The sequence below is a fragment of the Paenibacillus sp. 01T443 genome (assembly GCF_056398325.1).
On record NZ_JBFTPE010000002.1, the window covers coordinates 236,139 to 261,950 of the forward strand.

Below are 25,812 nucleotides of genomic sequence, written 5' to 3' on the forward strand. Positions count from 1 at the left end.
GCTTCGTATAGCGATCCGGCGAACCGGGATATGGTCGTTCATTCTATCTGATATTACTTCTTGATCCAGTGCATCAATTCGCGAAGCTGTGCGCCTGTTTGCTCAATAGGGTGAGCTGCTTCGTTACGGCGAGTAGCTGTAAGCATTGCACGGTTCGATTGGTTTTCCAAGATGAAATCACGAGCGAAACGGCCGGATTGGATATCTTCCAATACGCGTTTCATTTCTTTTTTCGTTTCTTCAGTAACGATACGAGGACCTGTTACATAATCGCCGTATTCTGCAGTGTTGGAGATGGAATCGCGCATCGACGAAATTCCGCCTTCATACATCATGTCAACGATAAGCTTAAGCTCGTGCAAGCACTCGAAGTAAGCCATTTCTGGAGCATATCCAGCTTCTACGAGCGTTTCGAAGCCTGCTTTAACGAGTGCGGAAGCACCGCCGCAAAGAACAGCTTGCTCACCAAACAAATCTGTTTCTGTTTCTTCTTTGAAAGAAGTTTCGATAACTCCTGCACGTGTACAGCCGATACCTTTAGCATATGCAAGACCGATTGCTTTAGCATTGCCAGTAGCATCTTGCTCGATTGCGATTAGACCAGGAACGCCAAAGCCCTCTTGGTACGTACGGCGAACCATGTGACCAGGGGATTTTGGAGCAACTAGGAATACATCTGTATCTGCGTTAGGCACGATTTGGCCGTAGTGGATGTTGAAGCCGTGAGAGAACATAAGAGCCGCGCCTTTTTTCAAGTTAGGAGCGATTTCTTCGCTGTATACTTTCGCTTGTGTTTCGTCAGGAAGCAAAATTTGAACAACGTCAGCTACTTTAGTTGCTTCAGCAACTGTAAGTACTTCGAAACCGTCTTTTTTAGCAATATCAGCAGATTTACCAGGACGAAGTCCGATAACTACTTTCAAGCCGCTGTCGCGAAGGTTTTGTGCTTGAGCGTGTCCTTGGCTGCCGTAACCGATTACTGCGATTGTTTTACCTTGTAGTACGCCTTGATCAGCGTCTTTTTCATAGTACATTGTAACTGCCATTTTAATAATTGCCTCCTTTAATTTAACCCTTTTGAGCGGGTGTTTAAGCAGAGAATGACCCATAATAAGCAGCGGTTCTCCCCTTAAACTCCCGCTCAAAGCGGGATGTCGAAATAAGTGCAGTGACTACTTTGCGTTCCCGCGGTTCAAAGCGGTTACGCCTGTGCGTGAAAGCTCGCGAATGCCGTAAGGCTTGAGCAATTCAACCATCGCATCGATTTTCTCCGTATCGCCAACAACCTGTACCATAAGCGAATGAGTGCCAATGTCAACTACCGCCGCGCGGAAAGTTTCAACTACGCCGAGAATTTCCGGACGGGCTGCAGGCTCTGCATTCACTTTGATAAGCGCAAGCTCGCGGGCCACCATCGGATTAGAGCTAAGATCGATGACTTTGATAACATCGATCAGCTTGTACAATTGCTTGGTAACCTGCTCGAGGGTATGGTCATCACCTGAGGTGACGATGACCATACGCGACAAGCCTGCTTCTTCGCTGGAACCAACCGTAATACTTTCAATATTAAAGCCGCGGCGTCCGAACAAACCGGAAACGCGCTGCAGAACGCCGGGCTGATCGTTAACGATTACTGCGATCGTGTGCTTTTTCATTCCGCATCCCCCATGATCATTTCGTCGATGGTGCTTCCTTGTGCAACCATTGGGTACACGTTCTCTTCTTTGCGAACGACGAACTCAACAACTGCCGGACCAGGATGACGGAGCGCTTCTTCCCAAACCGCACGCGCGTCTTCTTTGTTCGTAGCGCGGAAGCCTTTTACTCCGTAAGCTTCGGATAGCTTAACAAAGTCAGGGCTGCCAGAGAGATCGATATGACTGTAGCGGTTATCATAAATCAGCTCCTGCCACTGACGAACCATTCCAAGCACCTGGTTATTGATGATGACTACTTTAACCGGAATATTATTAATGGCGCAAATTGCAAGCTCCTGCGCGCACATTTGCATTCCGCCGTCACCATTGATAGAAACAACAACGCGTTCCGGGTTCGCCATTTGAGCGCCGATTGCCGAAGGGAATCCGAATCCCATCGTGCCGAGGCCCCCGGAGGTTACCCATGAACGAGGCTTGTTGAATTTGTAATACTGCGCCGCCCACATTTGGTGCTGACCTACGTCGGTCGTTACAATCGCATCGCCGTTTGTTGTCTCGTGAATCATTTCGATAACCCATTGCGGCTTCAGTTCATCCTCAGAATCCTTGTAGCTGAACGGATATTGCTCGCAAGAGGCTTTAAGCTTCGCACGCCAATCGTCCGCTTTATCCGCACGCTTAGCTTGCTTATTAACAAGCTCCAGAACGGTCTTCACGTCACCCACGATTGGAATGTCCGTCGGAACGTTTTTGCCGATTTCCGCAGGATCGATGTCGATATGAACGATTTTTGCAAGCGGAGCAAAGCCTGAAAGCTTACCGGTAACACGGTCATCGAAGCGAGCGCCGATATTGATAAGCAAATCCGCACTTTGAATCGATTTATTAGCCGTGTAGGTTCCGTGCATGCCCGGCATACCCAGGAACAGGTCATTGCCGCTTGGGAAAGCTCCCAAACCAAGCAAGGTTGTCGTAATTGGAATTTGTGTCTTCGTTACAAACTCGTACAGTTCTTCGTGGCCGCCAGAGTATACAACTCCGCCGCCTGCCAAGATAATCGGACGCTCAGCTTGTTCAATGGCCTTAATAAGTTTGTCGACTTGATTCTTGTTTGGCGATACCGTCGGGTTGTACCCGCGGATGCTCACTTCAGTTGATGGCTTAAACAATGTCTTAGCCGCCGAGATGTCTTTCGGTATGTCAATCAATACTGGGCCTTTGCGTCCAGTGTTGGCAATGTGGAATGCTTCATGAATAATACGCGGCAAATCTTCAACGTCGCGTACCAAGTAGCTGTGTTTCGTAATCGGCATTGTAATGCCCGTAATGTCCGCTTCCTGGAAAGCATCGCTTCCGATCAAGCTGGAAATGACATTGCCCGTAATAACGACTAACGGCACAGAATCCATAAACGCCGTTGCAATACCCGTAACGAGGTTCGTTGCTCCTGGACCTGACGTTGCTATACATACGCCTACTTTACCGCTTGCGCGGGCATAGCCGTCTGCTGCGTGAATAGCGCCTTGCTCGTGACGGGTAAGTAAATGATTGAAATCGGGGTTTCCGTGCATCGCGTCATAAATGTACAACACTGCTCCGCCAGGATAGCCGAATACACAATCTACACCCTCAAGCAGTAGACTTCTTAACAAAATTTCCGAACCAGATATGACCTCGGGCTTCGAGAGTCTTTCCTTCAATTCCTCTTTTGACTTCAGTGTTGCACCTTGCGTTACCATCAGTCATCCTCCTCTCAGAAAAAACAAAAAAACCTTTCGCTCCTCATGCTTCAAAAAGAAGCAACGAGGGACGAAAGGTATATCTTCCGTGGTACCACCCAAATTTGTTATACGTCTCCCGATGTATAACCTCCACAAGTAAGAACGTCGTGCACATACGTTCATACTATTGGCACTTTAACGCTTGCCTTGCGATTTCCCCTATTAGGCAACAGCATTCGTTGTTGCTTTTCAAGGAAACAGCTCCGAGGTGAGCTCGTAGAAAAGGGATTTTGGCGATGGTTGCAGCTAATCCATCCGCTCTCTGTTCAAAAGGGCCCTAAGCACTTCGTCCTCATCATTGCTGATTTTGTATTTACCACATGGTGCGTACACCGGTACGTGGTAGATAAGACTTTCTTTATTATATGCCGTGAATCCTCGTTCGTCAAGAACCCTAATGATTCTTCCTGCAAATTCTAATTGGCGCATTCACAGGCAAATGCACATATACTATTTTAGCCCCTAAACGGCAAACTCATGCAGCGTTCTTGTCGCCCGGCGCCGCAGAAATGGAATGATGGATATGATTCGACTTTATGACCCCAGGCTGGATCAGGCAGAGGTGGTCCGCCTTATACGGAACGAGCTTATTCCTTTATCCCATACGGTGCACCAGCTTGATGCCCAAACGATCCGAGAGCTCCCTAAGCGCTTCCGCCGTGGTATTACTTATGTAGCATCCTTATCAAAGAAGAGCCCACCTGTCTCCTTCATTCATTTTGAAGTAATGGGCGAGGTCCTTTATTTAGATATGATGGTCACGCATCCCGATCATCGAAATCGACAATGGGGCAGAAAATTAATGGCTCATAGCGAGGCTTACGGCAGAACGCAGAACTGCAAGGTTGCCAGACTGTTTGTGGATCAGGTAAATGATAAAGCTCATCATCTCTATAGTAAGCTTGGCTATCACACTGTCCGCTACTACCCTGATCTACGCTGCTATGAGCTGCTTAAGCCGCTCACCCCGCCATGATCATCTATCCGCCATTAATACCCGTTGTATCCTTGGTTGCCGTATCCGCCGCCATAACCGCCATAGCCGCCGCCGTACCCGCCGCCGTCGAAGCAGCATTGATTTTTAAAGTTGTTGTTGCAGCAGCCTCCGCCGAATCCACCGCCAAAGCCGCCGCCAAAGAACGGAAGCGTACCGATTGCAAGAAGATCAAACAAAACGAGAGGCAAAATAGCTTTCGTTTGTACGACTTTTCCCTTTTCATTGTCTAATGGCGCAATGATCAGTTTATTTTGGTGAACCTTAACGAGCTTGCCAGTGACGACAGTGCCGTCTGGACGTACTGCATAAATGGATTTGCCGATCAGTTTCCGTACGTCTTGTTTGGAAACGTTATGCATAGAAATCCCTCCTTTCCTGTTGTCCTTCAACATATTCAAGGAAAAGAGCATCCGTCTGTTTGTTTGTCCTCGCCCGCAACAAATGTGCGCATGCAAGCTTAAAAAGTGAAGTAGACATACCCCAAGCCAATACAAAAAAGGCTGCCCAAACTCATCGAATAGATGACTTGGACAGCCTTTATATGTGATTAACGCCTACGCGTTAATTTTTTCTTTAGCAATACCTGCAAGGGAGTTGAACGAAGTCATATCGTTAACTGCCAGGTCAGCAAGGATTTTGCGGTTAACTTCAACGCCCGCAAGCTTCAAGCCGTGCATGAATTTGTTGTACGAAAGTCCGTTGATGCGAGCTGCCGCGTTAATACGAACGATCCACAGTCTGCGGATGTCACGTTTTTTGTTGCGACGGTCACGGTATGCGTACATAAGGGACTTACCAACTTGCTCCTTCGCTGTTTTAAACAGGCGATGTTTCGAACCGAAATAACCTTTAGCTAGCTTTAGAATTCTTTTGCGACGACGAGTGCGGACAAATCCGCCTTTGACTCTTGCCATGAATGGAAACCTCCTGTAGGTTGAATTAGCTTATTTGTTGTAGCTTATTATTACAAGTTAGAAAGGCCTTGCTTCAAACGACGAACGTCGCCAGCAGCCATAAGCGGTTGACCAGCAAGTACGCGTTTTTGACGACCGGATTTGTGTGAAAGCAAGTGGTTACGGTAAGCTTTGTAACGTTTTACTTTACCAGTTCCAGTAATTTTAAAGCGGTCTTTCAGACTGCTGTGAGTTTTCATCTTAGGCATATCAGTTATCCTCCTTAAAGTTCTTCATCAGTTGTTAGCTGTTGGTTTTGGGTGCCAAAATCATAATCATGCTCCGGCCTTCCAGCTTAGGAGCGCGCTCAACGCTGCATATTTCGGCAACCTCTTTTGAAAGACGATCCAAAATCTTTTGTCCAAGAGACGCATGTGCAATCTCACGGCCGCGGAATCTTACGGATGCTTTCACTTTATCGCCTTCATTGAGGAACTTAACGACGTTCCGATACTTCGTTTGGTAGTCATTTTCATCAATGTTAGCACGGAACCAAACTTCTTTAAGATCAACAATCTTTTGGTTTTTACGAGCTTCTTTTTCTTTCTTTTGCTGCTCGTAACGGAACTTTCCATAGTCCATGATCCGGCATACCGGCGGCTTAGCCGTCGGTGCGACGTTCACCAGGTCCAAATTAAGCTCAACAGCTAGCTGCATAGCATCACGAATCGATTTAATACCGATTTGCTCGCCTTCAGCGCCTACTAGGCGTACTTCTCTGGCCCGGATCTCATCATTGATTTGATGTTCTCTGCTAATAACGTGCCACCTCCAAAAATGGTTTGTTTCATGTCTCCACGCAATAAAAAAATGCGGGTTCACTAGAACCCGCATCTCATAACCGTACATGTATGTCAGAGCATCATTTCAGTTGAAATAATGGAATGACTAATCGATTATCGCGAACCAGCCAGCCTTAGCCGAAAGGTGAGAAGCGGGTGCTTCTGCTTGTGCGTCATTAAGTTAGTTGAAAATGTTACCGTGTTACTATACCATGGCCCACTGGACCATGTCAACAGCTTCAGAAATTGTTTTCACGAACCGATTTCAAATAACTATTTGCTTTGCACTTCTTCTATCCGAACGACGCGGGTATGCTGGGTATGGCTCCATGTTTTGTTGTTCTGAGTGAAGAAAGCGTAAAACGTGATCGGCCACCAAGAAACAAGGAAAAACGGCAGCGTAAGAAGATGAGCATACATTTTCCACGATTTTACACCTTCAAGCATAAGCGCAAGCGGGAATTGGATAATCCCTGCAAACGCAGCGATTCCAACCGTCCACCATGGTAAATAGTTATAAAGCGAATCCAAGTAGTTAGTCGATGGAATCGCAATATCGATCCACATAACAAGCGTCAATATAAATCCAAACAAGGTGTTATAAACAGAAATGGTGTAGATAGCCGAATCGAATTTCACAAAGTTGCGTTCCTTGATACTTGCCCAAAGAAGCGGAAAAAAGTAATTTCGCGCTACGTTGAAATGCCCTTGCATCCAACGAAGACGCTGCCTAGCGGAAGCTTTGAACGTTACTGGTTTCTCATCGTACACCTTTGCATCGTAATTCAAAACAGGATAAATGCCGCGCTGCACGCAGCGCATTGAGAATTCCAAGTCCTCAACGAGGCTTGTCGCTCCCCAACCCATGTCTTTGAGAAGCGCCGACTCAAAACACATTCCGGTGCCTCCAAGGAAGTTACTCATCTTCAAGTTTGTTCTGGAAAGCTGCCATAGTCGGTTGCAGTACCAGTAAGTAATGCCGTATGCAGCAGTAACCCATGAATCATCTGGATTCTTCGTATCCAAATATCCTTGAATAACTTGATGTCCCTCGCACAAATCATTATTCATCAGTTGCAGGAAGTCAGGGTTTACGAGATTATCCGCATCAAACATGACAATTGCATCATATTGGCGAGGCATAGCCCATAACTCTTTAAGCATCCATTCAATCGCATATCCTTTGCCTCGTAGAAGCTGGTTCGATCTTTCGCAAGCATGAACCCCATGACTTCGGCTTATGTCTGCTGTTCCGTCCGTGCAATTATCACAAATCACAAATATATCGTATAGTTCCTTCGGGTAGTCCATCTTTTTCAAATTTTCGATTAACGCGCCGACCACTTTTTCTTCGTTATGTGCTGCCACTAGAACCGCAAACGATTTTTGAGCTGCGTGGTGCTTCCGGCTTTTGTTTTTCATCAGGCCGAATACCGAAATACCGAACTGGTAAACCGCAATTAACGCCATCACGATTTGCAACGCAATAAAAATAACACTTAGAACCATGCGATACTGCCCCCTTAAGACCCCATTTTTTTGCTTTGTTTCAGCATCCGAGCTACGGCTGCTGCAAGCTTTTTATTATATATTTTCTCTTTGTATGAGTGTTTCTCTGCAAACACTCCCGGACCTTTATTGATTCTCCACAGAAACAACTTCTTTGTCAAAAGTTGAATTAGTCTTCATTAGGCTTAATCTCGGCAGAAAAACGCTTGCATTGCGTACCAATGAACGCATTACCTCCTTTTACGACGATTCAGCCTTATTTTCAACCATTTGCTGACTTTTTAGCACTAACGTCCTTATTTACGAGGAAAGACAGGAAAATGTTTCTTTAATTGTATATCGACTTTGTGACGAACAGGTGAACACGCCTTTTCTTCTGACAGCTTTCGCAAGTTCGACGGGTTCTGCCATAACGTTCGAAAATATGTCCATTACAGTTTTACCATCAACTGCACATAATTAAACAGAAAATCGCAATCAATATTTACATCCTATATTTCATGCGGTTTCCTTAGCCTTTTATAGAAGTAATTGCTCCTGCCGCCGCAACCCACACAAAATGTATTTTAAATGTTATAATACTTACTTATCTTTAATAATGGGACAAGAAATAGTTTACGCTCCGCTTACAGAAACATGTTAAAATTAAAAATATCTAACAAAAGTAAATAAAAAGTAAGCCACCGTTAGGAGGATGACAGCGATGGAACGAATGATAGGCTGGCTGAAAACAAGTGAGCAAAAAATGCTGATTTGGGCAAATCGGAGACCTTCTGGGGGAAAAAGACATCGTTTCCTTAATAAATGGTTAAGCACGGTCACACATATGGGCGGCGCCACCTTTACGCTCGCAACCGCCCTTCTATATGCACTGCTAGCACCTGCTCCATGGAGCCTTACTGGATGGCAATGTTTGACAGCCGTCGTCATTAGCCACTTGCCAGTTGCCATCGTTAAACGAAAATTCAAGCGGCTACGGCCTTACCAGGCGCTGCCTGGTGTCAATACCGGACATAATCCGCTCGTAGATTCGTCTTTTCCTTCCGGTCATACGACAGCGATTTTCGCTTGGCTTGTTCCCATATTGTTGACAAGCGGCTTATGGCTGACTTTTCTAGTACCGATAGCACTAATCATTGGTATATCTGTCGGTTGGTCGAGGATGTACTTGGGTCTGCATTATCCATCGGATGTTGCCGCGGGCGCACTGATTGGATCGGTGACTGCCCTTGCGGTCAACTACTCATGGGTCGGATCGGCAGCAGGAATTAACTAATTGTCCTCGTCATCGGAATCATTCAGATCAGCTTTGTTTGCTTCTTCTTCTTCCTTGATCGATTTCTCTTGCTTCGCCTCGCGATGCTTCCGCAGCGCCTCGGAGCCGATAACGGCTTCCACCCGATAAATGTTTTGTCCTTTTTCCATAAACTTCATCTCATATTCCGTAAACACAAGGTCCTCTCGAGGGCCTTCTTTGTGCAAATGGAGCGAAATATTACGCATAATCAGTTCCATTTCCGCAAAGCTGTTCAAAGAAAACTCAAATAACGATTGGGAATCCGTCTTAAAATGAATCTCTCCGCGTTCATTTAGCAGCTCGATATACTTGGCTACCAGCCTTGGATGCGTAAGTCTCCGGCGTGCATGCTTGCTCTTTGGCCACGGATCGCTGAAGTTAAGATGAACGCGTTCAATCTCCCCTGGCGCAAACATTGTCTCGATGCCTTCAATATTTGCACGAAGCAGTGCGAGATTCGGCGGATGCGACTCCCCTTTTTGTTCCCAAACGATGCGAGCCTTCTCGCTTGCGCGGCGCAGAAGCTCATCGTACATATCGACGCCAATAAAGTTAATATGCGGATAGCGGGCGCTCATTTGACTAATAAAGCGGCCTTTGCCCATACCTAGCTCTACATATATAGGCTGGTCGTTTCCGAAAAACTCATTCCATTTTCCTTTGTGGGGCGCAGCATCCAGAACGACTAGCTCCGGCTGTCCCTCAAGACTTTCCCGAATTCCTTTTCTTCCTCTTAAACGCATATGCAGTGATTCCTCCAATTATCGTAGACGATGCAACGAATAGACTAGTCCTTATTGTGCCCAACAATTTAAGCAATGTAAAGAGGAATGAGCAACGATCTTATTATAGAAAAAAAAGCCGCGGCCAGTTATTGGCGACGCGGCTTTCCTCTTGGTCAGTTTCTTCTATGTTCTTACAGCAGAAGCTGATACGGGATCGGGGCATTTTCTTGCTGATCACGTTCATAAGTTTCAAACAACACTTCATTAAGCTTCTTGCGAGCGGAAATTTCTACGCCATGGTTATTGTGAAAACGGACACCCGTAAGCGCCATCAATTCTTTAACAGTTAGTTCGACAGTAACGGTGTCGTCGCCGTGTGGAATTTTGGACATGTTATTCATCTCTAATCACCTCATCGATTTATTGTAAGAGTATTTCCATTTAATCGACGTTTCATGAATGCAGGTGCAATTGGGCTATGTCAGGTTTATTTGTTGTTTTGTCGCACTTTTAATATAACACTTCATGTGAGGTTATGCAAGCCCAAAATGAACCATTTCAAAAATAATTTCCAAATAAAGCGGTTTCCGAACGTTCTATAACCCTTCCTGGATCAAACGTGGCTTTTCCACTCGTTTTTCGTTAAAATAGAGGTTGTAAGTCTTGAAAAAGGGGAAAAAGATGATTGAATTACACAGATCTCCGCAGCAGCCAATGCTCTGGGGCGATAAACGATTTCATACATGGAATTACGAGATGCGGGAGCAGTTTGGCGGTAAGGTATTCAAAGTCATGCTGGATGCGGGCTTCACCTGCCCGAATCGGGACGGCTCTATCGCTAAAGGCGGCTGCACGTTTTGCAGTGCGCGCGGATCAGGCGATTTCGCGGGAAGCCGACGGGATGATCTGGTTACTCAGTTCAATAACATACGCGACCGCCAGCATCAGAAGTGGCCGGATGCGCAATACATCGGTTACTTCCAAGCTTATACGAATACGTATGCGCCTGTTGAAGAGCTGCGCGAGTACTATGAGATTATTTTAAAGCAGCCTGGCGTTGTTGGCCTATCGATTGCAACACGCCCCGATTGCTTGCCTGATGACGTTGTCGATTATTTGGCTGAGCTGAATGAACGCACCTATCTTTGGGTAGAAATGGGTCTGCAGACCGTGCATGAATCCACTTCAGAGCTTATTAACCGGGCACATGACACTGCGTGCTATTTGGATGCGGTGCAGCGTCTTCGTGCGCGCGGGATACGGGTTTGCGCGCATATCATTTACGGCCTTCCGCAGGAAACGCATGAAATGATGCTTGATACCGGCCGCGCCGTGGCGAAGATGGATGTCCAAGGCATCAAGATTCACTTGCTTCACCTCATGCGCAAGACGCCGATGGTCCGTCAATATGAAGCCGGTCTGCTGCAATTTTTGGAGCAGGATGAATATGTGAAACTAATTGTCGATACTCTGGAGTTTCTTCCGCCCGAAATGATCGTCCACCGGCTTACTGGCGATGCGCCGCGCGATTTGCTGATTGGCCCGATGTGGAGCATGAACAAATGGGTAGTGCTTAATGCTTTCGACGATGAGCTGAAACGCCGGAATACTTGGCAGGGCAAGCTTTGGCAGCCGGAGGGTTAGGTACGATGGAGCATATAAATAAGCCTATCACTCCAATGGCGGCAAAAGGAGGTAACGAATGGGCTTTCTATCCGTTTTAAGCATGGCCCATAAGTGGATCGCCGAACGCACCTCGCCCGGCGATATCGTCATTGACGCCACTGCAGGAGGCGGCGTCGATACGCTAATGCTGGCTGAACTGGTTGGGTCCAAAGGCACCGTATACGCCTTCGATATCCAACAGGAGGCGCTCGATCGCACGCATGAGCGTCTCTCCTCTCTCGCAGAAGAAAATAAGCTTCCTGAAATGAGGCTTATGCTTGAGAGCCATGCAAGGATGGCCGAGGTCGTAGACCGATCAGCCATTGGACAAGTCTCAACCGTTATGTTTAATCTTGGTTATTTGCCTGGAAGCAGCGATCTTACGATCATCACCGAGCCGGCTTCGACACTTGCCGCGCTTGATGCAGCAATCAGTTTGCTGCGACCAGGCGGCATTGTGACTTGCGTCTTGTATCCTGGGCATCCCGGGGGCGCGAAGGAAGCCGCTTGTGTAGAGAACTGGGCAGCTCAACTGCCCCAAGTCCTAGCACAGGCAGTTATTTATCGGCAGTTGCAGCGAGCAACGGCCCCTTATTTAATAGCGATTGAAAAACGTCAGGCGGCGGTTAGGTAATTGGTTACTAGATTCCGGAACAAAAGGGCGCTATTATCTAGTGTGGTATAACAATAAAAACCATACATACAGAAATGGGAGAGATGAATAATGACAGTAAAACCTTATCCATTGCAATTTAAGCCGGAAATGAAAGAGCGTATATGGGGCGGACGCGCACTGGAAGGCTTTGGTCTTGAGCTGCCAGAGGGTTCGATAGGCGAAGGCTGGATGATCGGTGATCACCCGAATGGAACGACCAAAGTTATGAATGGCGAGCTTACAGGCGTCGGCCTAGATCAAATTCGTGAGACCTATGGACCGGTTTGGTTCGGCACTCAAGGCTTCTCCGAGAAAAACGGGCGTTTCCCGCTGCTTATCAAGCTGCTGGACTGCAATGATGACCTATCCATTCAAGTACATCCAACGGATGCATATGAAGGTCTGCCTGCCGGCGAGCTCGGCAAGACAGAAATGTGGTATATTCTCGATGCGAAGCCCGGCGCAAAAATCATCTATGGCCTAAAAGACGGCGTTGACCGCGCAGCCATGGAAGCCGCTATTGCCGAAGGCCGTATTATGGATACGCTGCAAGAAGTATCCGTTGAAGCCGGCGATGCGTTCTACATCCCAGCAGGAACTGTTCACGCACTCTGCTCCGGCGTCGTAGTTGCCGAGATTCAGCAAAACTCGGATACGACTTACCGTTTGCATGATTATGATCGCCCTGGCCTTGATGGGCAATTGCGCGAGCTGCATATCGAAGATTCCCTTAATGTTATCGCCTATGAAGGCGCTGGCGCACAGCGCATGAAAACGGATAATGCCGCGGCTGGAGAGTGGCTGACAATCGCTACCTCCCCTTACTTTATCGTAGAGAAAGGGATTGTGTCGGCCCCTACGAAGCTGTCGACTTCACTCGAAAGCTTCGTAATCCTGGTTATCGCGGAAGGTGAAGGCCAATTGAAATGGGCAGAAGGCGAGCAATCCGTCAAAGCTGGCGAATGCTTCCTCCTTCCTGCTAACCTCGGTGATTACGAGCTTACAGGCAGCATGACGGTTCTCCGCAGCATCGTGCCTGCTTCCGTCTAAATCTCTTCCCACAAGCGTAAACGGCTGACGCCGTCTATAGCGGCAGAAGCTCGTTTCGCGATGAAATATAAGCATTGTATAAGGTTAAAATTTATACTTTCTTATATTTCAAGCGTAAACGGCTGCAGCCGTCCTTTGGCGGCAATAGCTCGTTTCGCGGAGATATATACGCACGTTTATAAGTGAAAACTTATAAATTCTTATATATAGAAAAGAACCGCCACCCCTTTCAAATCGGGGCCGGCGGTTCTTTTTTTATTTTGCCAAATTAAAATTATAGACTAGCTTTGCAGCGCTTTCTGCTCAGCCTCCACGCTTAGCGTGAATGGACGCGGCTTCGGCTTGCTGCTGCTCGCCTCGAGGGCATAAAGTACGACGAGCAGCGTATGGCTCTCCCGGTTGACCTCTCCCGATGCTAGGAATTCGGCGAGATCAAATGGCAGCTTCTCGATAACGGCATGCTTATGAAGCTCTTTCTCGCCGAAACCTAAAGCGGCGAACTCAGGGGATACATCCTCTGGGCGTTCCGCTAAGCGGCGCATCCAGCCGCTCCAAACGGACTTGTCCATCGTAAACTCCCACCAGGTTTTACGCGGCTTATAATTGTGATTAAGGAAATAATCATATTTCATAAGCCCAAGCACAACATCGGAATCAAGCCGTGATCCGGCGATCGCGAGCACTTCGTCAAAGGTAAAGGAAACTTTCTCTGAATCCTCTTGCGGTGACGGCAATGATCCGACAGCCTTCTTCCCGGACAGTGGCAGCGATTCAAGGAACGCCCAAAGCCGCGAGTACAGATCCTCAAGCTGATGACCGATCTTTTGCCAGCCGCTGCGCTCCCAGAAATCGCCGAACGCTTGGAAGAAGTCGAAAGGCGATGGGAAAACACGATCGACCAAATAAAGAAGCGTATGGTCCATCCGGTGCGCATTCCAGTATTTCTCGAGTACATCCTCTACCCGTTTGATGCGAACGATATCGCCGAATGGCATGAGATCATTTCCAAGCATCTCATACGGCGATCTATCCATATAAATGTAGCCCCATTTATCCGCTTCGCGGCGCAATCCGGTACCGCGCAGCATTTTGAGAAAGCCCAGCTGAAGTTCCTCGGGACGAAGCTCGAACACGTCATTAAACGTTCCGCGGAACGTATCGTAATTTTCAAGCGGCAGTCCGGCAATCAAATCGAGATGCTGATCAATCTTTTGCGAATTTTTCACCTTCATGACGGTACGAACAAGCTTCATCCAATTTTGCCGGCGCTGAACCGCTTCGTTTGTTGGATCATTGGTCGATTGCACGCCGATCTCGAAGCGGAAAATGCCTGGAGGCGCATGTTCGGCCAAATAGTCGAGCACCTCAGGGCGCATGATGTCAGCCGTAATTTCAAATTGGAAAACGCAGCCTTGATGGTTTTTGATCAAAAACTCAAAAATTTCGAGCGCATAATCCCGTTTGATATTAAAGGTGCGGTCGACGAACTTAATGAGCTTCGCGCCTTTTTCGATTAAATACAAAATATCCGCCTTCGTCCGCTCCATATCATAATAACGAACGCCAACCTCGATACTGGATAAACAAAATTGGCAGCTGAACGGACAGCCGCGGCTTGTCTCGAAATAAACGACGCGGCTCCCCAAATGAGGAATATCCTCCTCAAAGCGATGCGGGGAAGGCAGCTCATTCAAGTTCAACTTCGGACGCGGCGGATTAATTAGCACTTCCACACGATCCTCGCGCTGCTTCCGGTAGGTAATACCGAATACCATATGGTATTTGCCGTCGCCTTCAATCTCTGTAAGCAAATGGTGGAAGGTCTCTTCGCCTTCCCCGACTACGATAAAGTCAACCTCCTGCACGCGCTCCATCCAATAGTCCATATCATAGCTGACCTCAGGACCGCCGAGAATGATCTTAATTTCCGGCATGATTTTTCGCAGCATATTAATGACCGTAATCGTTTCTTCGATATTCCAAATATAACAGGAGAACCCAACAACATCAGGCTTTCGCGAAAAAATATCCGATACGATGTTCATGACCGGATCTTTAATGGTGTACTCTGCAATATCGATATCGAATCTATCGCCGCTGAACGCCTTTAAGCAGCGCAGCGCAAGCGATGTGTGTATAAACTTAGCGTTTAAGGTGGACAGTACCACTTTCATAGCATAACCTCTCTAACTTAAGCATTTGCGTATTCTGCGTAACGCCAACACCTCATTGCGCATTTAGCAAGATGCCTTCTATTGTACCGAAAAAAGAAGAAAAAAAGAAGAGGCACCCCTTTCCGCGTCTTGCGGTTAGGATGCCTCGCTTCACTTACACTCTCACTTTAATAAAAAGCTCATTTTTCAGCTGCATATCGATTACCGGGAAACGAACCCGCCATTTGTCGCCGCTAAGGGCGGAAACCTCTCCTGCGGCAAAGCCACGCGGTTCAAATCCGTAATCACGCTGGTAGGAAATGACGACTTGGATCTTGTCGTCAGGCAGCATGGCATGGAACTCGTATCCCAGGTTAATCGCCCAAAGGCGAAGCTCCTGCGCTGTTGCTGACCCATAGTACATATAGAACAAAGGATCTATTTCCGCGGTAAGCACCAGCCAGCCGGAGGAATCACGTTTTGCCTCCCATTTCGTGAAGGCAGCCTCGCCTTCCGTCGTTGAAAGCAAACTATATTGATCCTTGAGCAGCTTCTCGATATCTGTCAGAGGTGCGCCCACTAATGTAGCCGGCAGACTGGACGGTAAAAACGCCGCATTTGCAACCAGTTTGTCTGTCACTTCGCTGTTCAGGCTAGCCGCATGAATGATGGAAACGGCGAAGTTTAGGTCGGCGTTTGTACCTGAGTAGCCCAACGTCGTAATGCCGATAAGATCACCGTATTCGTTGAACAAAGCACCGCCTGAGCTTCCATGATCGATTGGAGCGCTCGTCTGAATGTATCTTATACCGTCTTGGTATGTAATATTGCTGATCAAGCCGTCAGAAACCGTATTTTGCAGGCCAAGCGGGCTGCCAATGGCAACGACCTTGCCGCCTTTGTAAGAATTTAATCCGTAGCCTAAAGTTACAGGAGCTATATCGATGGGCTCGGCTGTTTTAACGATAGCAAGATCCGCATCCTCGTCGTAGTTGACGACACCGGTTATTTTCAGCTCTTCACCATTGATCGTCAGTGCCGTGGCTGATGCTGCATCCGCGATCACATGATGATTCGTTAGAATGAGATTTTCTCCAATGACCACGCCGCTGCCTTGCGCGCGATTCGTCATGATCAACACGACGCTTTCATCGAATTTATCTACAATCTCTTTGCTCGTAAGGGTTGGCAAATTTTTCTGCTGCTCAAGCCATTCCTCGTAATCTGCATTTTCAGCAGCTTCTTGCGAGGTAATCCGAACTGCGTTTGCAGCTTTATCCCATTTCACCGTCGCATTAAGAGATTCAGCTATGAAGCGTGCGGGTACAAACGTTACGCCCTTGCGGACGATTGCCGGGGCATCGAGCTTCACCGAACTGCCGTTAATGACTGCTGTTTTGTTGCCCACTTGAAGAGAAATCGATAAATAGCCTTTACGTCCGATAATCGTTCCTGTCTTGCCCTCCCATGTAACCGAAGCGCCAAGTGCCGTAAAAATGTCGCGCATAGGTACGAAAGTAACGCCCTTCTCTGCATAAGCGGCAGCCGAAAGGGAAAGCTTCTTGCCGTCTACGATAACCTGTAATTGCTTAACTGAGGATGCAACCGCTTTGTTCGTAACGCTAGCTGCCGCTACAGAACTGTTGCTGAGCCCTGGCAATGGAGCAAGCAATAAGCCTGCTATGAGCAAGGGACTGAGCAAGGACTGAATAAGTTTTGTTTTCACGCGATTATTCCTCCAACCTTTTCCATTTTCACCATATGGTATATCTATCAACAATCCTACCATTCTACTTCATGATTTGTCTATCAAACCGGCATTGATAGAGAGCACAAGGTCGATAAATAGAAGATTAGAACTGCAGCCTTCAATCATGGTATAGTAGGAGCATTGAATCTAGGAGGTTTTTTAGCATGCACAGAGGAAAAAAGCGGGGAGCTCCTCAAAAACAAGCAGACAAGAGCAAGTCCTATCCGGTTACTGAACCGATAGAGCTGCTTCCTTTTCTAATAAAAAATATATCCGGCGCCGGACGAAACGTCGTCAAATCGATACTGGCGCATGGACAAGTATCCGTGGGCGGTAAATCAATAACGGCATACAATTACCCGCTTCAGCCGGGCCAGACCGTTACGGTAGGCAAAGAACGGCCGCAAGAAAAGCTGCCGCTGGAAGGACTCGCCATCCTATTTGAGGATGAGCACATCATTGTCATTAAGAAAGAAGCCGGGCTGCTTTCCATTTCTTCAGACGCCGCACCCGAAAATGAAATTACGGCCTACCGTCAGCTAACGGCTCATGTACGGCTTGAAAATTCGAAAAACAGAATCTTCGTCGTGCACCGGTTGGATCGCGATACCTCCGGTGTCATGATGTTTGCGAAGAGCGAGGCCGTCCAGCAGCAGCTGCAAAACACTTGGCAGGACACCGTCCAGGAGCGTATTTATGTCGCGCTCGTAGAGGGTGCCGTCAAGAAGGAAAAAGGAACGATTTCCTCGTGGCTGAAGGAAAGCAAGACACTCAAAATGTATTCAAGCTCCTACGCGAATGACGGCCTGCACGCCGTTACCCACTACAAGGTGCTTCGCGCAAACAAAAACTTCTCCCTTCTGGAGGTGCAGCTCGAAACGGGCCGCAAAAACCAAATTCGCGTGCATATGGAGGATATCGGCCATCCAATCGTTGGTGACAAAAAGTACGGCGCACGCTCCAGAACGATCGGCCGGCTTGGCTTGCATGCGCGTGTGCTCGCTTTTACGCATCCCATCACAGAGAAGCTGGTCCGATTTGAAACCGATATCCCTAAGCTGTTCCTAAAGCCGTTCCAAGTAACGGAATAAGAGGCAAATTAAAAAGCATCGGCCGCTGAGCTAAAGCGGTCGATGCTTATTTTTGTTATACTACTATGGATATTTAATCTAGAAAACAGGAGGTAGCGGATATGCCACATTTATTATTCCGCGGCGTCGCAGCTGACAGGCTGCAAGCCGTCACCGCGCCGCTTGCCAAAGAGCTTGCCGCGATTTGCGAGTGCGGCACCGATAATTTCACGATGGCTTGCCTGCACACGACGAGCGTTTTTGGCAGCCACCCGGGTGATCCGGCTTTTGCGTTCATTGAGGTTGGCTGGTTTGAGCGAGGACAAGCAATCAGAAACCGCTTCGCGCAAGCCATCACCCGTTACGTGGGGCAGCTGGACATTCCCGAAATCGAGATCGTGTTCCACGCTTACCGTGAGGACAGCTATTATATTAACGGCGAACCGGTCGAAGAGTGAAAATGGCGCCAAGCCATTTTCATTCCTTATTCCTGCCGAATAGTCCATTCCACATCGTCGATATTCAACCAACCTGTGCCTCCGGTAAAATACACTGAAACCGTATCCTGCTCAGCTACTGACACAGCCGGTAGCTGGATTTCTTCATATTCCTCATGGATTTGGATTGGCTGCTCCTGTACGCTCACGCCATTAATAGAAACCCCGATCATCCCGCCCTCCGCGTTTGCACTGGCTTTGACAGAAAGTATATATTCGCCTGCTTCAGGGTTAACAAAGGTCTGCGAAGCGCGATTACCGCTCCCTGGGTCAATGTACATCAGTTTTGTCCCGCCAAAGGGTCGATTCGTACCTACTCCTGCACCGGCGGTAAACGTCCAATACTGCTGGTCCTCCTCAAAGCCGCCATTTCGGAAGGATTCATGCACCGCAGAAGCTGTCGGCATTCCTTTACCGCTCACAACCGTGTAATGCTTAAATTTTTTGATTTTACAACCAGAATCTTCAGATGGTATCGCAGCGCTGTTCGAAAAAATATAAACCGCATCCTCATTCGGTCTAAGCTGAGGCTGCTCAAAATAATACCTGCCGAAGGAACGGACAAATTGGAAGGCTGCTCCCGGATTTACATAATCGACCGTATCGATAAATTGCCGCGGATCGATTTTCTCATAGAACAATACAAAAATATAAGGCATCATCACATCATCCGTTACATAAATCCGGCCTTCCGTCTCATCCGAAGCATATTGCACGGCCTCACCAAAGGATTCAAAAAAAAGCGGACTTATTTGTTTGGAATACGAAGTGAAATATTGCGCACAGAAAAAAACGAAAAAGATAGAAAATGCCGCGACTACAATAACGAATGAATATTTGATCTGTTTATGCAGCCACATTAAGCCTGCCGCAGTCAAAAATACGGTTGGATAAAAAATAATGTTAATGCGATTGATATTCACATCCGTAATTAGCGTCATTAGAAGGGCCGTTCCGAACCATATGGCGATAATCGCCGTCTCCACGCGGAAATGTTTTATGATTTGATAAATCCCATATAGAATACCGATCCCGATAAGCGGTAATGCCAGCGGATACATATAACCGAATTTTGGCATCGCGTTCCAAAGCAGACCGTCGGTTTGCGTAAGATACATTTTCAAAAACGGTTTGAAATGATGCGCAATCATCGATAAAGCATTGCCTTCGAATGCTGTAGATACCTGCTCTACACGGGGCACAGTAAGCTTCGGGATTGAGAAAAGGAATTGCAGCGTCGACATATGGAATCGGTTAATAAGAAGAAACAAGCCAATAGGCGCCGCTAAAAGGATTAGGACGGCACTATTCCATAGCAGTACGCGCAGCCTAAATGTCTTTGTGACAATGAGCAGCGTCAAAACGCCAAGCCCAAATACCGGCACAAAAAAATAGGCCGTACCGTATGCGTACAGCGAGGCGGCAAGCGTAATCGTAAAACCAATCAGCCACCTCGGCTGACGGACAGCTTTAAATAAAAAAAAGACGGCAAGCAGCACAAGCGTAGGAAAAAGGTTCGACTCAAGCGCCCACCTGGACATCATAATATGCCATGGGCAAATCACGATCAAGAAAGCCGCTGCGGCTGCCGCAGACTCCCTCTTGAACATCTGCTTCGCAACTAAATAGAAGATCACCATACCGACGAGCCCAAACAAAATACTGACCATACGAACGGATAAGGGGGTTAAACCGAATAAGTAAATGAACGGCATGGATAAGTAGGCATATAATGCATTTTGTCCGCTCCCCCAGGCAATCAAATGAATCGGAAGCGTTATGCCGTTCCGGTCGATTCCATAATGAAGGATGGAATAGGCATCATAACCGATCGATGCCTCGTCCTGATTTAGGCCTCCTGGAATGGTACCCGCATATAGAACCCTTGCTGCAGTACCGATTACAAACAGCAAACAGATCAGTTTATTTTGTTTTATCCAGTCATAAAAACGAATCATTGCTTGAGGTCACCGTTTCTTGTTGTAGTGTTTGACTGACTAATCGGATAAAGAAAAAAGAAAACCAGTGCGATGAGCAAAGCAATAAACGGGATGATGCTCAGCATCGAACGGATGCCCCAGACAGCAGTCTCCGCTTGTACGGCATCCTTCACATAGCCGGTGCTCTCTAAAATAACGCCAAGTACGACTGCTTGCAGCGAAACGCCCCATTTGACGATAAACCCGTTCATGCCAAAGTACATGCCTTCCCTGCGAACCTTCGTCCGTATCTCATCCTCATCAATAATCTCCGACAAGAGCACATCCAACAGAACGAGCAGTCCGGCTAGCCCAATGCCGATCGCCGCAGCCGCCGCAGCCGCAGCCGCAACGTTTGACACGAATAAAAATGGAATCATAGCAAGCGCATATAAGCTGACCGCAGCAATAACCGTTTGGCGCGCTCCCCATTTCTGAACCAATCTGCCCCATAAGTAGACGCAGGGTATTGCTGCAATAAAGATAGCGCCTAACAAAATCGTATTGCTTTCATCTCCGGCACCGAGCACGTATTTGGTAAAGAAAGGTATCGCAGCTGGCAGCATGGCAAAGGTGAATTGGACGAAAAAGCTGCCGATAACGTATAAAACGAACGCTTTATTTGAAAACGTAAATTTCAAAGACTGGAGAAACCCGATTTGTTCTCGCTGAACCACGACCTTCTCTTTGCTGGCTGACACCATAATAATCAAGAATAGTAGCGCGATGCCTGCAAAAATAGCTCCCATCGGCCCCCAGCCCAGCTTACCATAAACGAGCGGCGGCAGCGCCACGCCAATAATCATCCCCAAGATCCCGAACATTTGCCGCCATGAGGATACGGACGCCCGCTCCTTCATCGTCGTAAACATCTCAGGAAACAAAGCCGAATAATTCAAAACGACCATCACAAACAAAATATCAAAAAGCAGCACAATCGTTAAAAAATACCAAAACAATGCTGTCCCCGTCCCCACAGGAAACCATATCGCCGTAAACAATGCCGCCAGCGGCACCATGCCAAACAGCATATAGGGAACACGTCTGCCAAAGCGGCTTCTTGTGCGATCGGAAATATGCCCAAACAACGGGTTTAACACAGCATTCACAATGCCATGAATAACCATTGCCGCACTGATCAGAGTGGGCTTTACGCCCAGCACGTCTACATAATAAAAAACGATGTATGATGCGAAGGCCTGTGCAATTAGGTTTACTGATAAATTACCTGAGCTGTACGCTAGTTTCGATTTGAAGCTTGCAATGGCCATGGAAAACAACACGCCCCCGGATTCGATGAAAGTCTATTATAAATAGCAGCTATAACTCTCTCATCTTACCGTATGAACCCTTATTATTCCATAATTAACTTTTGAATCTATTACTTCTGCTTGATCATTCGAATATAACGGCTTCCGCTCACTTGAATCGAGCCGTCCTCGATGTAATTCAATTTTTTATACAGCGCATAAGCTCTTGCATTATCCGGTTCCACAATGAGCGACAGCCTGCTGTAGCCTTGGTCCAGACCCTTTTGTTCAAAAGCGCTGATCAGCGCTTTTGCGATTCCTTGCCCTTGATACCGTTCATTAACTGCGATGGAATCCAGATAATAATCCCCTTCCTTCGCTTCTACGGCAATGGTCTCATCGGCGCGTGCGCCTGATTTCCTTCCAGCCCGGTTAATAAAAGGCAGATCGAGCGCCGCCGCTCCATCCCCTGCATAGCTGAGCAGCATGCCGGCAATCCCGTCTTCCCTCCGGTCAACGAGCACATGCTTATAGCTGATCCTATTGTCCTCGCGCATATAAAAGTCAGAAAGGACTCGCGTTGCTTCTAATGCATCATCTGTTCCCGCTAACGTGTATGCAATGTGGCCGATCGCTGCAAGGAGCAATGGCAAAACTTCTTGTACATCTTCTTTTCTGGCTGATTCTATCATGATGGCATCCCTCAATCTTTTTATGTTCTGTTATAATAAATGAATATTATTTTCTAAAGGTGATGAAGTAGTGAGCAATAACTATTATACATTCCCCATCGGCGTTAAAAACAGTGAGGTGCCCTTAGCGACAAAAGCGGAGGCAGAGACGAGCCGTCAACTTGTCGGTTCCGATGAGCGGGACTCCGGTTTTTTTCGCGCGCTGGAGCAATACGGCATCTCCCTTAACCGGCCGCAAATTGCTGCCGTTCGACATCATAATGGACCCGCTCTAACCCTAGCGGGAGCCGGCTCGGGTAAGACCTCGGTACTCGTATGCCGGACCGCGTATTTGCTTGCTATGCAAGATGTGCGGCCTCAGCATATTTTACTGATGACCTTCTCCAAAAAAGCAGCGGATGAAATGCGCAGCCGAATCAGATCACTGCCCGTCGTTAATCCGCAAGCGGCAAGCGGCGTCGAGGCACGGACCTTCCACTCCTTCTGCCTCCAGCTTCTGAGGGGACGAGGCTATCGCCAGGGTATTCTGGCAGAAACCGGCCAGAAGCATATCTTTTTCAAAAGGCTCATGCGGGAGCTCCTGCTGCAAAACGAATATGAGCCCGAAACGCTGCTCGCGCAGCTTTCGGCAATTAAACTGCAAATGATCAATGTGAGCGACCTTCCTTCTTCGACGACGGAGGAACGTGAGCTCAAGCTGCTGTTTACGCGTTACGAGCAGTGGAAGAAAGACATGGATAAGCTCGATTACGATGATCTTCTTTTAGAGGCTTATAAGCTGCTTAGGGAAGACGCGACCCTGCTTTCAACTCTTCAAACACGGTTCCAATACATCATGATCGATGAATTTCAAGATACCAATCAGGTGCAATACGTACTCGTGCAAATGCTGGCCGACAAGCATCGCAACCTGATGGTCGTAGGCGATGACGATCAGACGATTTATTCGTTTAACGGTGCAAAAAATGATTATATCTTAAATTTTGAGCATCAATATCCGGGCGCCGTCACCTATATTCTCGATATTAACTACCGCTCGACAAGCACAATCGTCGGTCTTGGCAATGCCATTATTCAATACAATAAGCTTCGCAAGGAGAAAACCTTGCTGACCGTGAAGCCCAAAGGCGTAAACCCAGCATATGCCCGCCTCAAAACAACGCAGGACGAGGCAAAGCTCATCGCGGATACGATCACAGAGCAGGTTAACCAAGGCAAACGCTCCTATGGAGACTTCGCGGTCTTGTTCCGTACAGCGAGCAGCAGCAGAGCGCTTATCGAGCTGCTGCTGACCAAAGAGCTTCCGTTCATCGACTTCGGCGACGGTCAGCTCTTTTATGACCAATGGGCCGTGAAACCTCTGCTTGCCCATTTGCGGCTTGCGCAGGATCGGCGAAATTTCGATGCCATGGAAATCTTGCTGCCTTCCCTTTACGTCAATCGCGAGCAAGCAATGGCCTTCATTTGGAACCAAGATAAACAGCGGGCAAAAAAATGGCCGCTTATCCATTTGCTTGAATTCCCGCAGCTGAAGGAGTTTCAAAAGGACAAAATCAAAGAACGCATCAAGCTGATCAAATCATTAACGGACAGCAAGCCTGCTGCAGCTATTATGCAGCTGCGCCAAGCCTTTTATGACCAATTTCTCGAAACAAGCAAGCGTCATGAAATGACGGAGCATAAAGAAGGGCTAAAGGAAGTGCTGGACGAGTTCGAAGCAGCCGCGGGCACTTACGACACAATCGAGGCTTTTTTAGCCTATATTGATGATATTACGGACAAACATGCTGCCGTGCAGCAGCTTCAGAAGCATGATCATAACCGCAGCGCGATATCGCTGATGTCGATCCACAAATCCAAGGGACTCGAATTTCCTGTCGTATTCGTGATTGGCGTCTCGGAAGGGATACTCCCGCACAGCTCCGCGCTTGCCGCCGATAAACATAGTGACCGCAGCTCTATCCAGACTGGCGATGACGCGCTTGCCGAAGCGCTGGAAGAAGAAAGACGCCTCGCATATGTTGCGGTTACTAGGGCGAAAGAGGAGCTGTATATCAGCTCTCCCGCGCTTTACCGGGGCAAACCCGCAGAATTATCGCGATTTATCCGATCAGCCTTTAGGAATGGAGAAGAGGAGGACGGCGATTCCGAATCGGTTCTGTCTTGGCTGTGTACCAGCCCTTCCTGTCAGGTCTGGCAGCGTATTATTACTTACGAGGATTCACAAACCGAGGCTCGGGCATGTCCTTTGTGTCAATCGCCTATGGAGCAAGGAACGAAGGTCTTGCCGAAGAAAAAGATATAAGGAGATGCGATCCGCAGCATGAGCGTCATACACGAACAACTAAGCCCCTACCTCAAGCTGGCAGATGCCGTCATCATAACGGATATAAAGCATCTCATTTTGGCCGTCAATCCAGCTTACGAGAAGATTACAGGTTACGCTTCAGCAGATATTATCGGAAAAAATGCAGGCATTTTACGTACATCCTATACGTCAATTGAGACGCATGAGCAAATGAAGCAAGCGCTGAGTCAAGGTTTATCATGGTCTGGGGTTTTCACCAATCGCCGTAAAGACAGCAGCATCTGGCATTCGTCGATTACGATTACGCCATTGCCCGTCGGAGGGGAGCTCTACTATATCGGGATCTTTCGCGAGCTGGAAAAGCTAAAGAGCGGCTTTTATTTGCCGGAGGAGCGGATCGGCTCCATTCAAAGCTCAATGCTGAAGGTTCTCGCCATCTCTTGTGAAATAAGGGATCCCGGTATCGAACAGCATCTTGTACGCGTACGCGACTTAACGGAGCGGCTGACCCATTTTCATAATGATCGCCTGTGGCTCGGTTGGTCCGAAGAGCTTGTCAACCGGATTTCCCATTCAAGCATCCTGCATGATATCGGCAAATCAGGAATTCCTGAAGGCATTCTGTACAAGCCCGGCCCGCTTGCATATTACGAACGGCAAATCGTCGAGATGCATACTCAGATCGGCGTCGATATCATCGATAAAATTTATGCGGAGCTGAATGATGATTTATTTAACCAGGAGCTTGAAATGAGCAAAAATATTATTTTGCACCATCATGAAAAATGGGACGGCACTGGTTATCCGCATCGACTAACCGGCGAGGACATTCCTATAGAGGCCCGTATCGTAAGTGTCGTTGATGTTTTTGATGCGTTAACGAGCATCCGTCCTTACAAAGAAAAGTGGTCCGAACAGCGTGCCCTTGAATATATCAGAGAACAGCGCGGTCACCATTTTGATCCTGAGCTGGTCGACTCGTTCCTGGCACTCATTCATAATGAATCCGTATAGCCCCAATAAAAGCGGCAGCCAATC

24 protein-coding genes and 1 other annotated feature are annotated in these 25,812 nt (G+C 47.7%); of the genes, 9 read left to right on the forward strand and 15 right to left on the reverse strand.

The window, feature by feature from the left end:
- Positions 1–53 precede the first annotated feature (53 nt).
- The 3 genes from ilvC to ilvB all read right to left on the reverse strand — a co-directional run bounded on the left by ilvC (position 54) and on the right by ilvB (position 3,400).
- A complete protein-coding gene (gene ilvC / locus AC1DLI_RS03655; RefSeq protein WP_477599757.1) occupies positions 54–1,046 on the reverse strand; it encodes a ketol-acid reductoisomerase in 993 nt (330 codons plus the stop codon).
- 126 nt (positions 1,047–1,172) lie between these two features.
- On the reverse strand, positions 1,173–1,658 hold the full coding sequence (gene ilvN, locus AC1DLI_RS03660; protein WP_308997233.1) for an acetolactate synthase small subunit: 486 nt from the start codon (positions 1,656–1,658) through the stop codon (positions 1,173–1,175).
- Positions 1,655–3,400 carry a biosynthetic-type acetolactate synthase large subunit gene (gene ilvB, locus AC1DLI_RS03665; protein ID WP_308997232.1) on the reverse strand — a complete coding sequence of 582 codons (1,746 nt, stop codon included), beginning with the start codon at positions 3,398–3,400 and terminating at the stop codon, positions 1,655–1,657. The genes ilvN and ilvB overlap by 4 nt, the downstream gene beginning before the upstream one ends.
- 565 nt (positions 3,401–3,965) lie before the next feature.
- Between ilvB and AC1DLI_RS03670 the strand changes: the two genes are divergently transcribed.
- Positions 3,966–4,418: a GNAT family N-acetyltransferase gene (locus AC1DLI_RS03670; protein ID WP_477599760.1), complete on the forward strand. Its 453-nt coding sequence runs from the start codon at positions 3,966–3,968 to the stop codon at positions 4,416–4,418.
- Positions 4,419–4,432: 14 nt separating this feature from the next.
- Here AC1DLI_RS03670 and AC1DLI_RS03675 read toward each other — a convergent pair whose 3' ends face one another.
- The 5 genes from AC1DLI_RS03675 to AC1DLI_RS03695 all read right to left on the reverse strand — a co-directional run bounded on the left by AC1DLI_RS03675 (position 4,433) and on the right by AC1DLI_RS03695 (position 7,683).
- Positions 4,433–4,798 carry a hypothetical protein gene (locus AC1DLI_RS03675; protein WP_477599762.1) on the reverse strand — a complete coding sequence of 122 codons (366 nt, stop codon included), beginning with the start codon at positions 4,796–4,798 and terminating at the stop codon, positions 4,433–4,435.
- 195 nt (positions 4,799–4,993) lie between these two features.
- The gene (gene rplT / locus AC1DLI_RS03680) at positions 4,994–5,353 is read right to left on the reverse strand and encodes a 50S ribosomal protein L20 (protein ID WP_054028358.1); all 360 of its coding nucleotides are present in this window, start codon (positions 5,351–5,353) and stop codon (positions 4,994–4,996) included.
- Between the two features lie 50 nt (positions 5,354–5,403).
- Positions 5,404–5,601, reverse strand: coding sequence for a 50S ribosomal protein L35 (gene rpmI / locus AC1DLI_RS03685; protein WP_053374531.1), 198 nt, complete (start codon positions 5,599–5,601; stop codon positions 5,404–5,406).
- 34 nt (positions 5,602–5,635) lie between these two features.
- The gene (infC, locus tag AC1DLI_RS03690) at positions 5,636–6,241 is read right to left on the reverse strand and encodes a translation initiation factor IF-3 (protein WP_477599765.1); all 606 of its coding nucleotides are present in this window, start codon (positions 6,239–6,241) and stop codon (positions 5,636–5,638) included.
- Positions 6,191–6,348: a sequence feature (ribosomal protein L20 leader region), on the reverse strand. Its footprint overlaps the gene before it by 51 nt.
- Positions 6,349–6,447: 99 nt before the next feature.
- Complete coding sequence (locus AC1DLI_RS03695) at positions 6,448–7,683, reverse strand: glycosyltransferase family 2 protein (protein WP_477599767.1); 1,236 nt, start codon at positions 7,681–7,683, stop codon at positions 6,448–6,450.
- A gap of 703 nt (positions 7,684–8,386) precedes the next feature.
- On the opposite strand from AC1DLI_RS03695, the gene AC1DLI_RS03700 reads away from it, so the two are divergent.
- Positions 8,387–8,959, forward strand: a complete 573-nt coding sequence (locus AC1DLI_RS03700; RefSeq protein WP_477599769.1) for a phosphatase PAP2 family protein — start codon at positions 8,387–8,389, stop codon at positions 8,957–8,959.
- On the opposite strand, the gene trmB is transcribed toward AC1DLI_RS03700, so the two are convergent.
- Positions 8,956–9,723, reverse strand: a complete 768-nt coding sequence (gene trmB, locus AC1DLI_RS03705; RefSeq protein WP_477599771.1) for a tRNA (guanosine(46)-N7)-methyltransferase TrmB — start codon at positions 9,721–9,723, stop codon at positions 8,956–8,958. The two genes, AC1DLI_RS03700 and trmB, sit on opposite strands and share 4 nt — an antisense overlap.
- A 173-nt stretch (positions 9,724–9,896) precedes the next feature.
- The gene (locus AC1DLI_RS03710) at positions 9,897–10,106 is read right to left on the reverse strand and encodes a hypothetical protein (RefSeq protein ID WP_308997226.1); all 210 of its coding nucleotides are present in this window, start codon (positions 10,104–10,106) and stop codon (positions 9,897–9,899) included.
- A gap of 280 nt (positions 10,107–10,386) precedes the next feature.
- On the opposite strand from AC1DLI_RS03710, the gene mnmL reads away from it, so the two are divergent.
- The 3 genes from mnmL to AC1DLI_RS03725 all read left to right on the forward strand — a co-directional run bounded on the left by mnmL (position 10,387) and on the right by AC1DLI_RS03725 (position 13,075).
- Positions 10,387–11,349 (forward strand): tRNA modification radical SAM protein MnmL/YtqA, encoded by a 963-nt coding sequence (gene mnmL, locus AC1DLI_RS03715; protein WP_477599774.1) that lies wholly within the window; start codon positions 10,387–10,389, stop codon positions 11,347–11,349.
- 58 nt (positions 11,350–11,407) lie between these two features.
- On the forward strand, positions 11,408–12,004 hold the full coding sequence (gene mnmM, locus AC1DLI_RS03720; protein ID WP_477599776.1) for a tRNA 5-(aminomethyl)-2-thiouridylate-methyltransferase MnmM: 597 nt from the start codon (positions 11,408–11,410) through the stop codon (positions 12,002–12,004).
- Positions 12,005–12,094: 90 nt separating this feature from the next.
- The gene (locus AC1DLI_RS03725) at positions 12,095–13,075 is read left to right on the forward strand and encodes a type I phosphomannose isomerase catalytic subunit (protein WP_477599778.1); all 981 of its coding nucleotides are present in this window, start codon (positions 12,095–12,097) and stop codon (positions 13,073–13,075) included.
- Positions 13,076–13,356: 281 nt separating this feature from the next.
- On the opposite strand, the gene AC1DLI_RS03730 is transcribed toward AC1DLI_RS03725, so the two are convergent.
- Both AC1DLI_RS03730 and AC1DLI_RS03735 read right to left on the reverse strand, forming a co-directional pair.
- Entirely contained in the window at positions 13,357–15,249 is a 1,893-nt protein-coding gene (locus AC1DLI_RS03730) for a B12-binding domain-containing radical SAM protein (protein WP_477599780.1), read from the reverse strand.
- A gap of 154 nt (positions 15,250–15,403) precedes the next feature.
- Positions 15,404–16,954, reverse strand: coding sequence for a stalk domain-containing protein (locus AC1DLI_RS03735; RefSeq protein ID WP_477599782.1), 1,551 nt, complete (start codon positions 16,952–16,954; stop codon positions 15,404–15,406).
- A 188-nt stretch (positions 16,955–17,142) separates the two neighbouring features.
- Here AC1DLI_RS03735 and AC1DLI_RS03740 point away from each other — a divergent pair, with 188 nt between their 5' ends.
- The gene (locus AC1DLI_RS03740) at positions 17,143–18,069 is read left to right on the forward strand and encodes an RluA family pseudouridine synthase (RefSeq protein ID WP_477599784.1); all 927 of its coding nucleotides are present in this window, start codon (positions 17,143–17,145) and stop codon (positions 18,067–18,069) included.
- A 101-nt stretch (positions 18,070–18,170) separates the two neighbouring features.
- Positions 18,171–18,506 carry a DUF1904 family protein gene (locus AC1DLI_RS03745; RefSeq protein WP_477599786.1) on the forward strand — a complete coding sequence of 112 codons (336 nt, stop codon included), beginning with the start codon at positions 18,171–18,173 and terminating at the stop codon, positions 18,504–18,506.
- A 26-nt stretch (positions 18,507–18,532) separates the two neighbouring features.
- Here AC1DLI_RS03745 and AC1DLI_RS03750 read toward each other — a convergent pair whose 3' ends face one another.
- The 3 genes from AC1DLI_RS03750 to AC1DLI_RS03760 form a co-directional block, all read right to left on the reverse strand.
- Positions 18,533–20,503 (reverse strand): glycosyltransferase family 39 protein, encoded by a 1,971-nt coding sequence (locus AC1DLI_RS03750; protein WP_477599788.1) that lies wholly within the window; start codon positions 20,501–20,503, stop codon positions 18,533–18,535.
- Complete coding sequence (locus AC1DLI_RS03755) at positions 20,500–21,795, reverse strand: MFS transporter (protein WP_477599790.1); 1,296 nt, start codon at positions 21,793–21,795, stop codon at positions 20,500–20,502. The genes AC1DLI_RS03750 and AC1DLI_RS03755 overlap by 4 nt, the downstream gene beginning before the upstream one ends.
- A gap of 110 nt (positions 21,796–21,905) precedes the next feature.
- Positions 21,906–22,466, reverse strand: a complete 561-nt coding sequence (locus tag AC1DLI_RS03760) for a GNAT family N-acetyltransferase (protein WP_477599792.1) — start codon at positions 22,464–22,466, stop codon at positions 21,906–21,908.
- A 70-nt stretch (positions 22,467–22,536) separates the two neighbouring features.
- Here AC1DLI_RS03760 and AC1DLI_RS03765 point away from each other — a divergent pair, with 70 nt between their 5' ends.
- Together AC1DLI_RS03765 and AC1DLI_RS03770 are read left to right on the forward strand one after the other, a co-directional pair.
- Complete coding sequence (locus tag AC1DLI_RS03765; RefSeq protein WP_477599794.1) at positions 22,537–24,771, forward strand: UvrD-helicase domain-containing protein; 2,235 nt, start codon at positions 22,537–22,539, stop codon at positions 24,769–24,771.
- 18 nt (positions 24,772–24,789) lie between these two features.
- Positions 24,790–25,788, forward strand: coding sequence for an HD-GYP domain-containing protein (locus tag AC1DLI_RS03770; RefSeq protein ID WP_477599796.1), 999 nt, complete (start codon positions 24,790–24,792; stop codon positions 25,786–25,788).
- Positions 25,789–25,812: the final 24 nt, after the last annotated feature.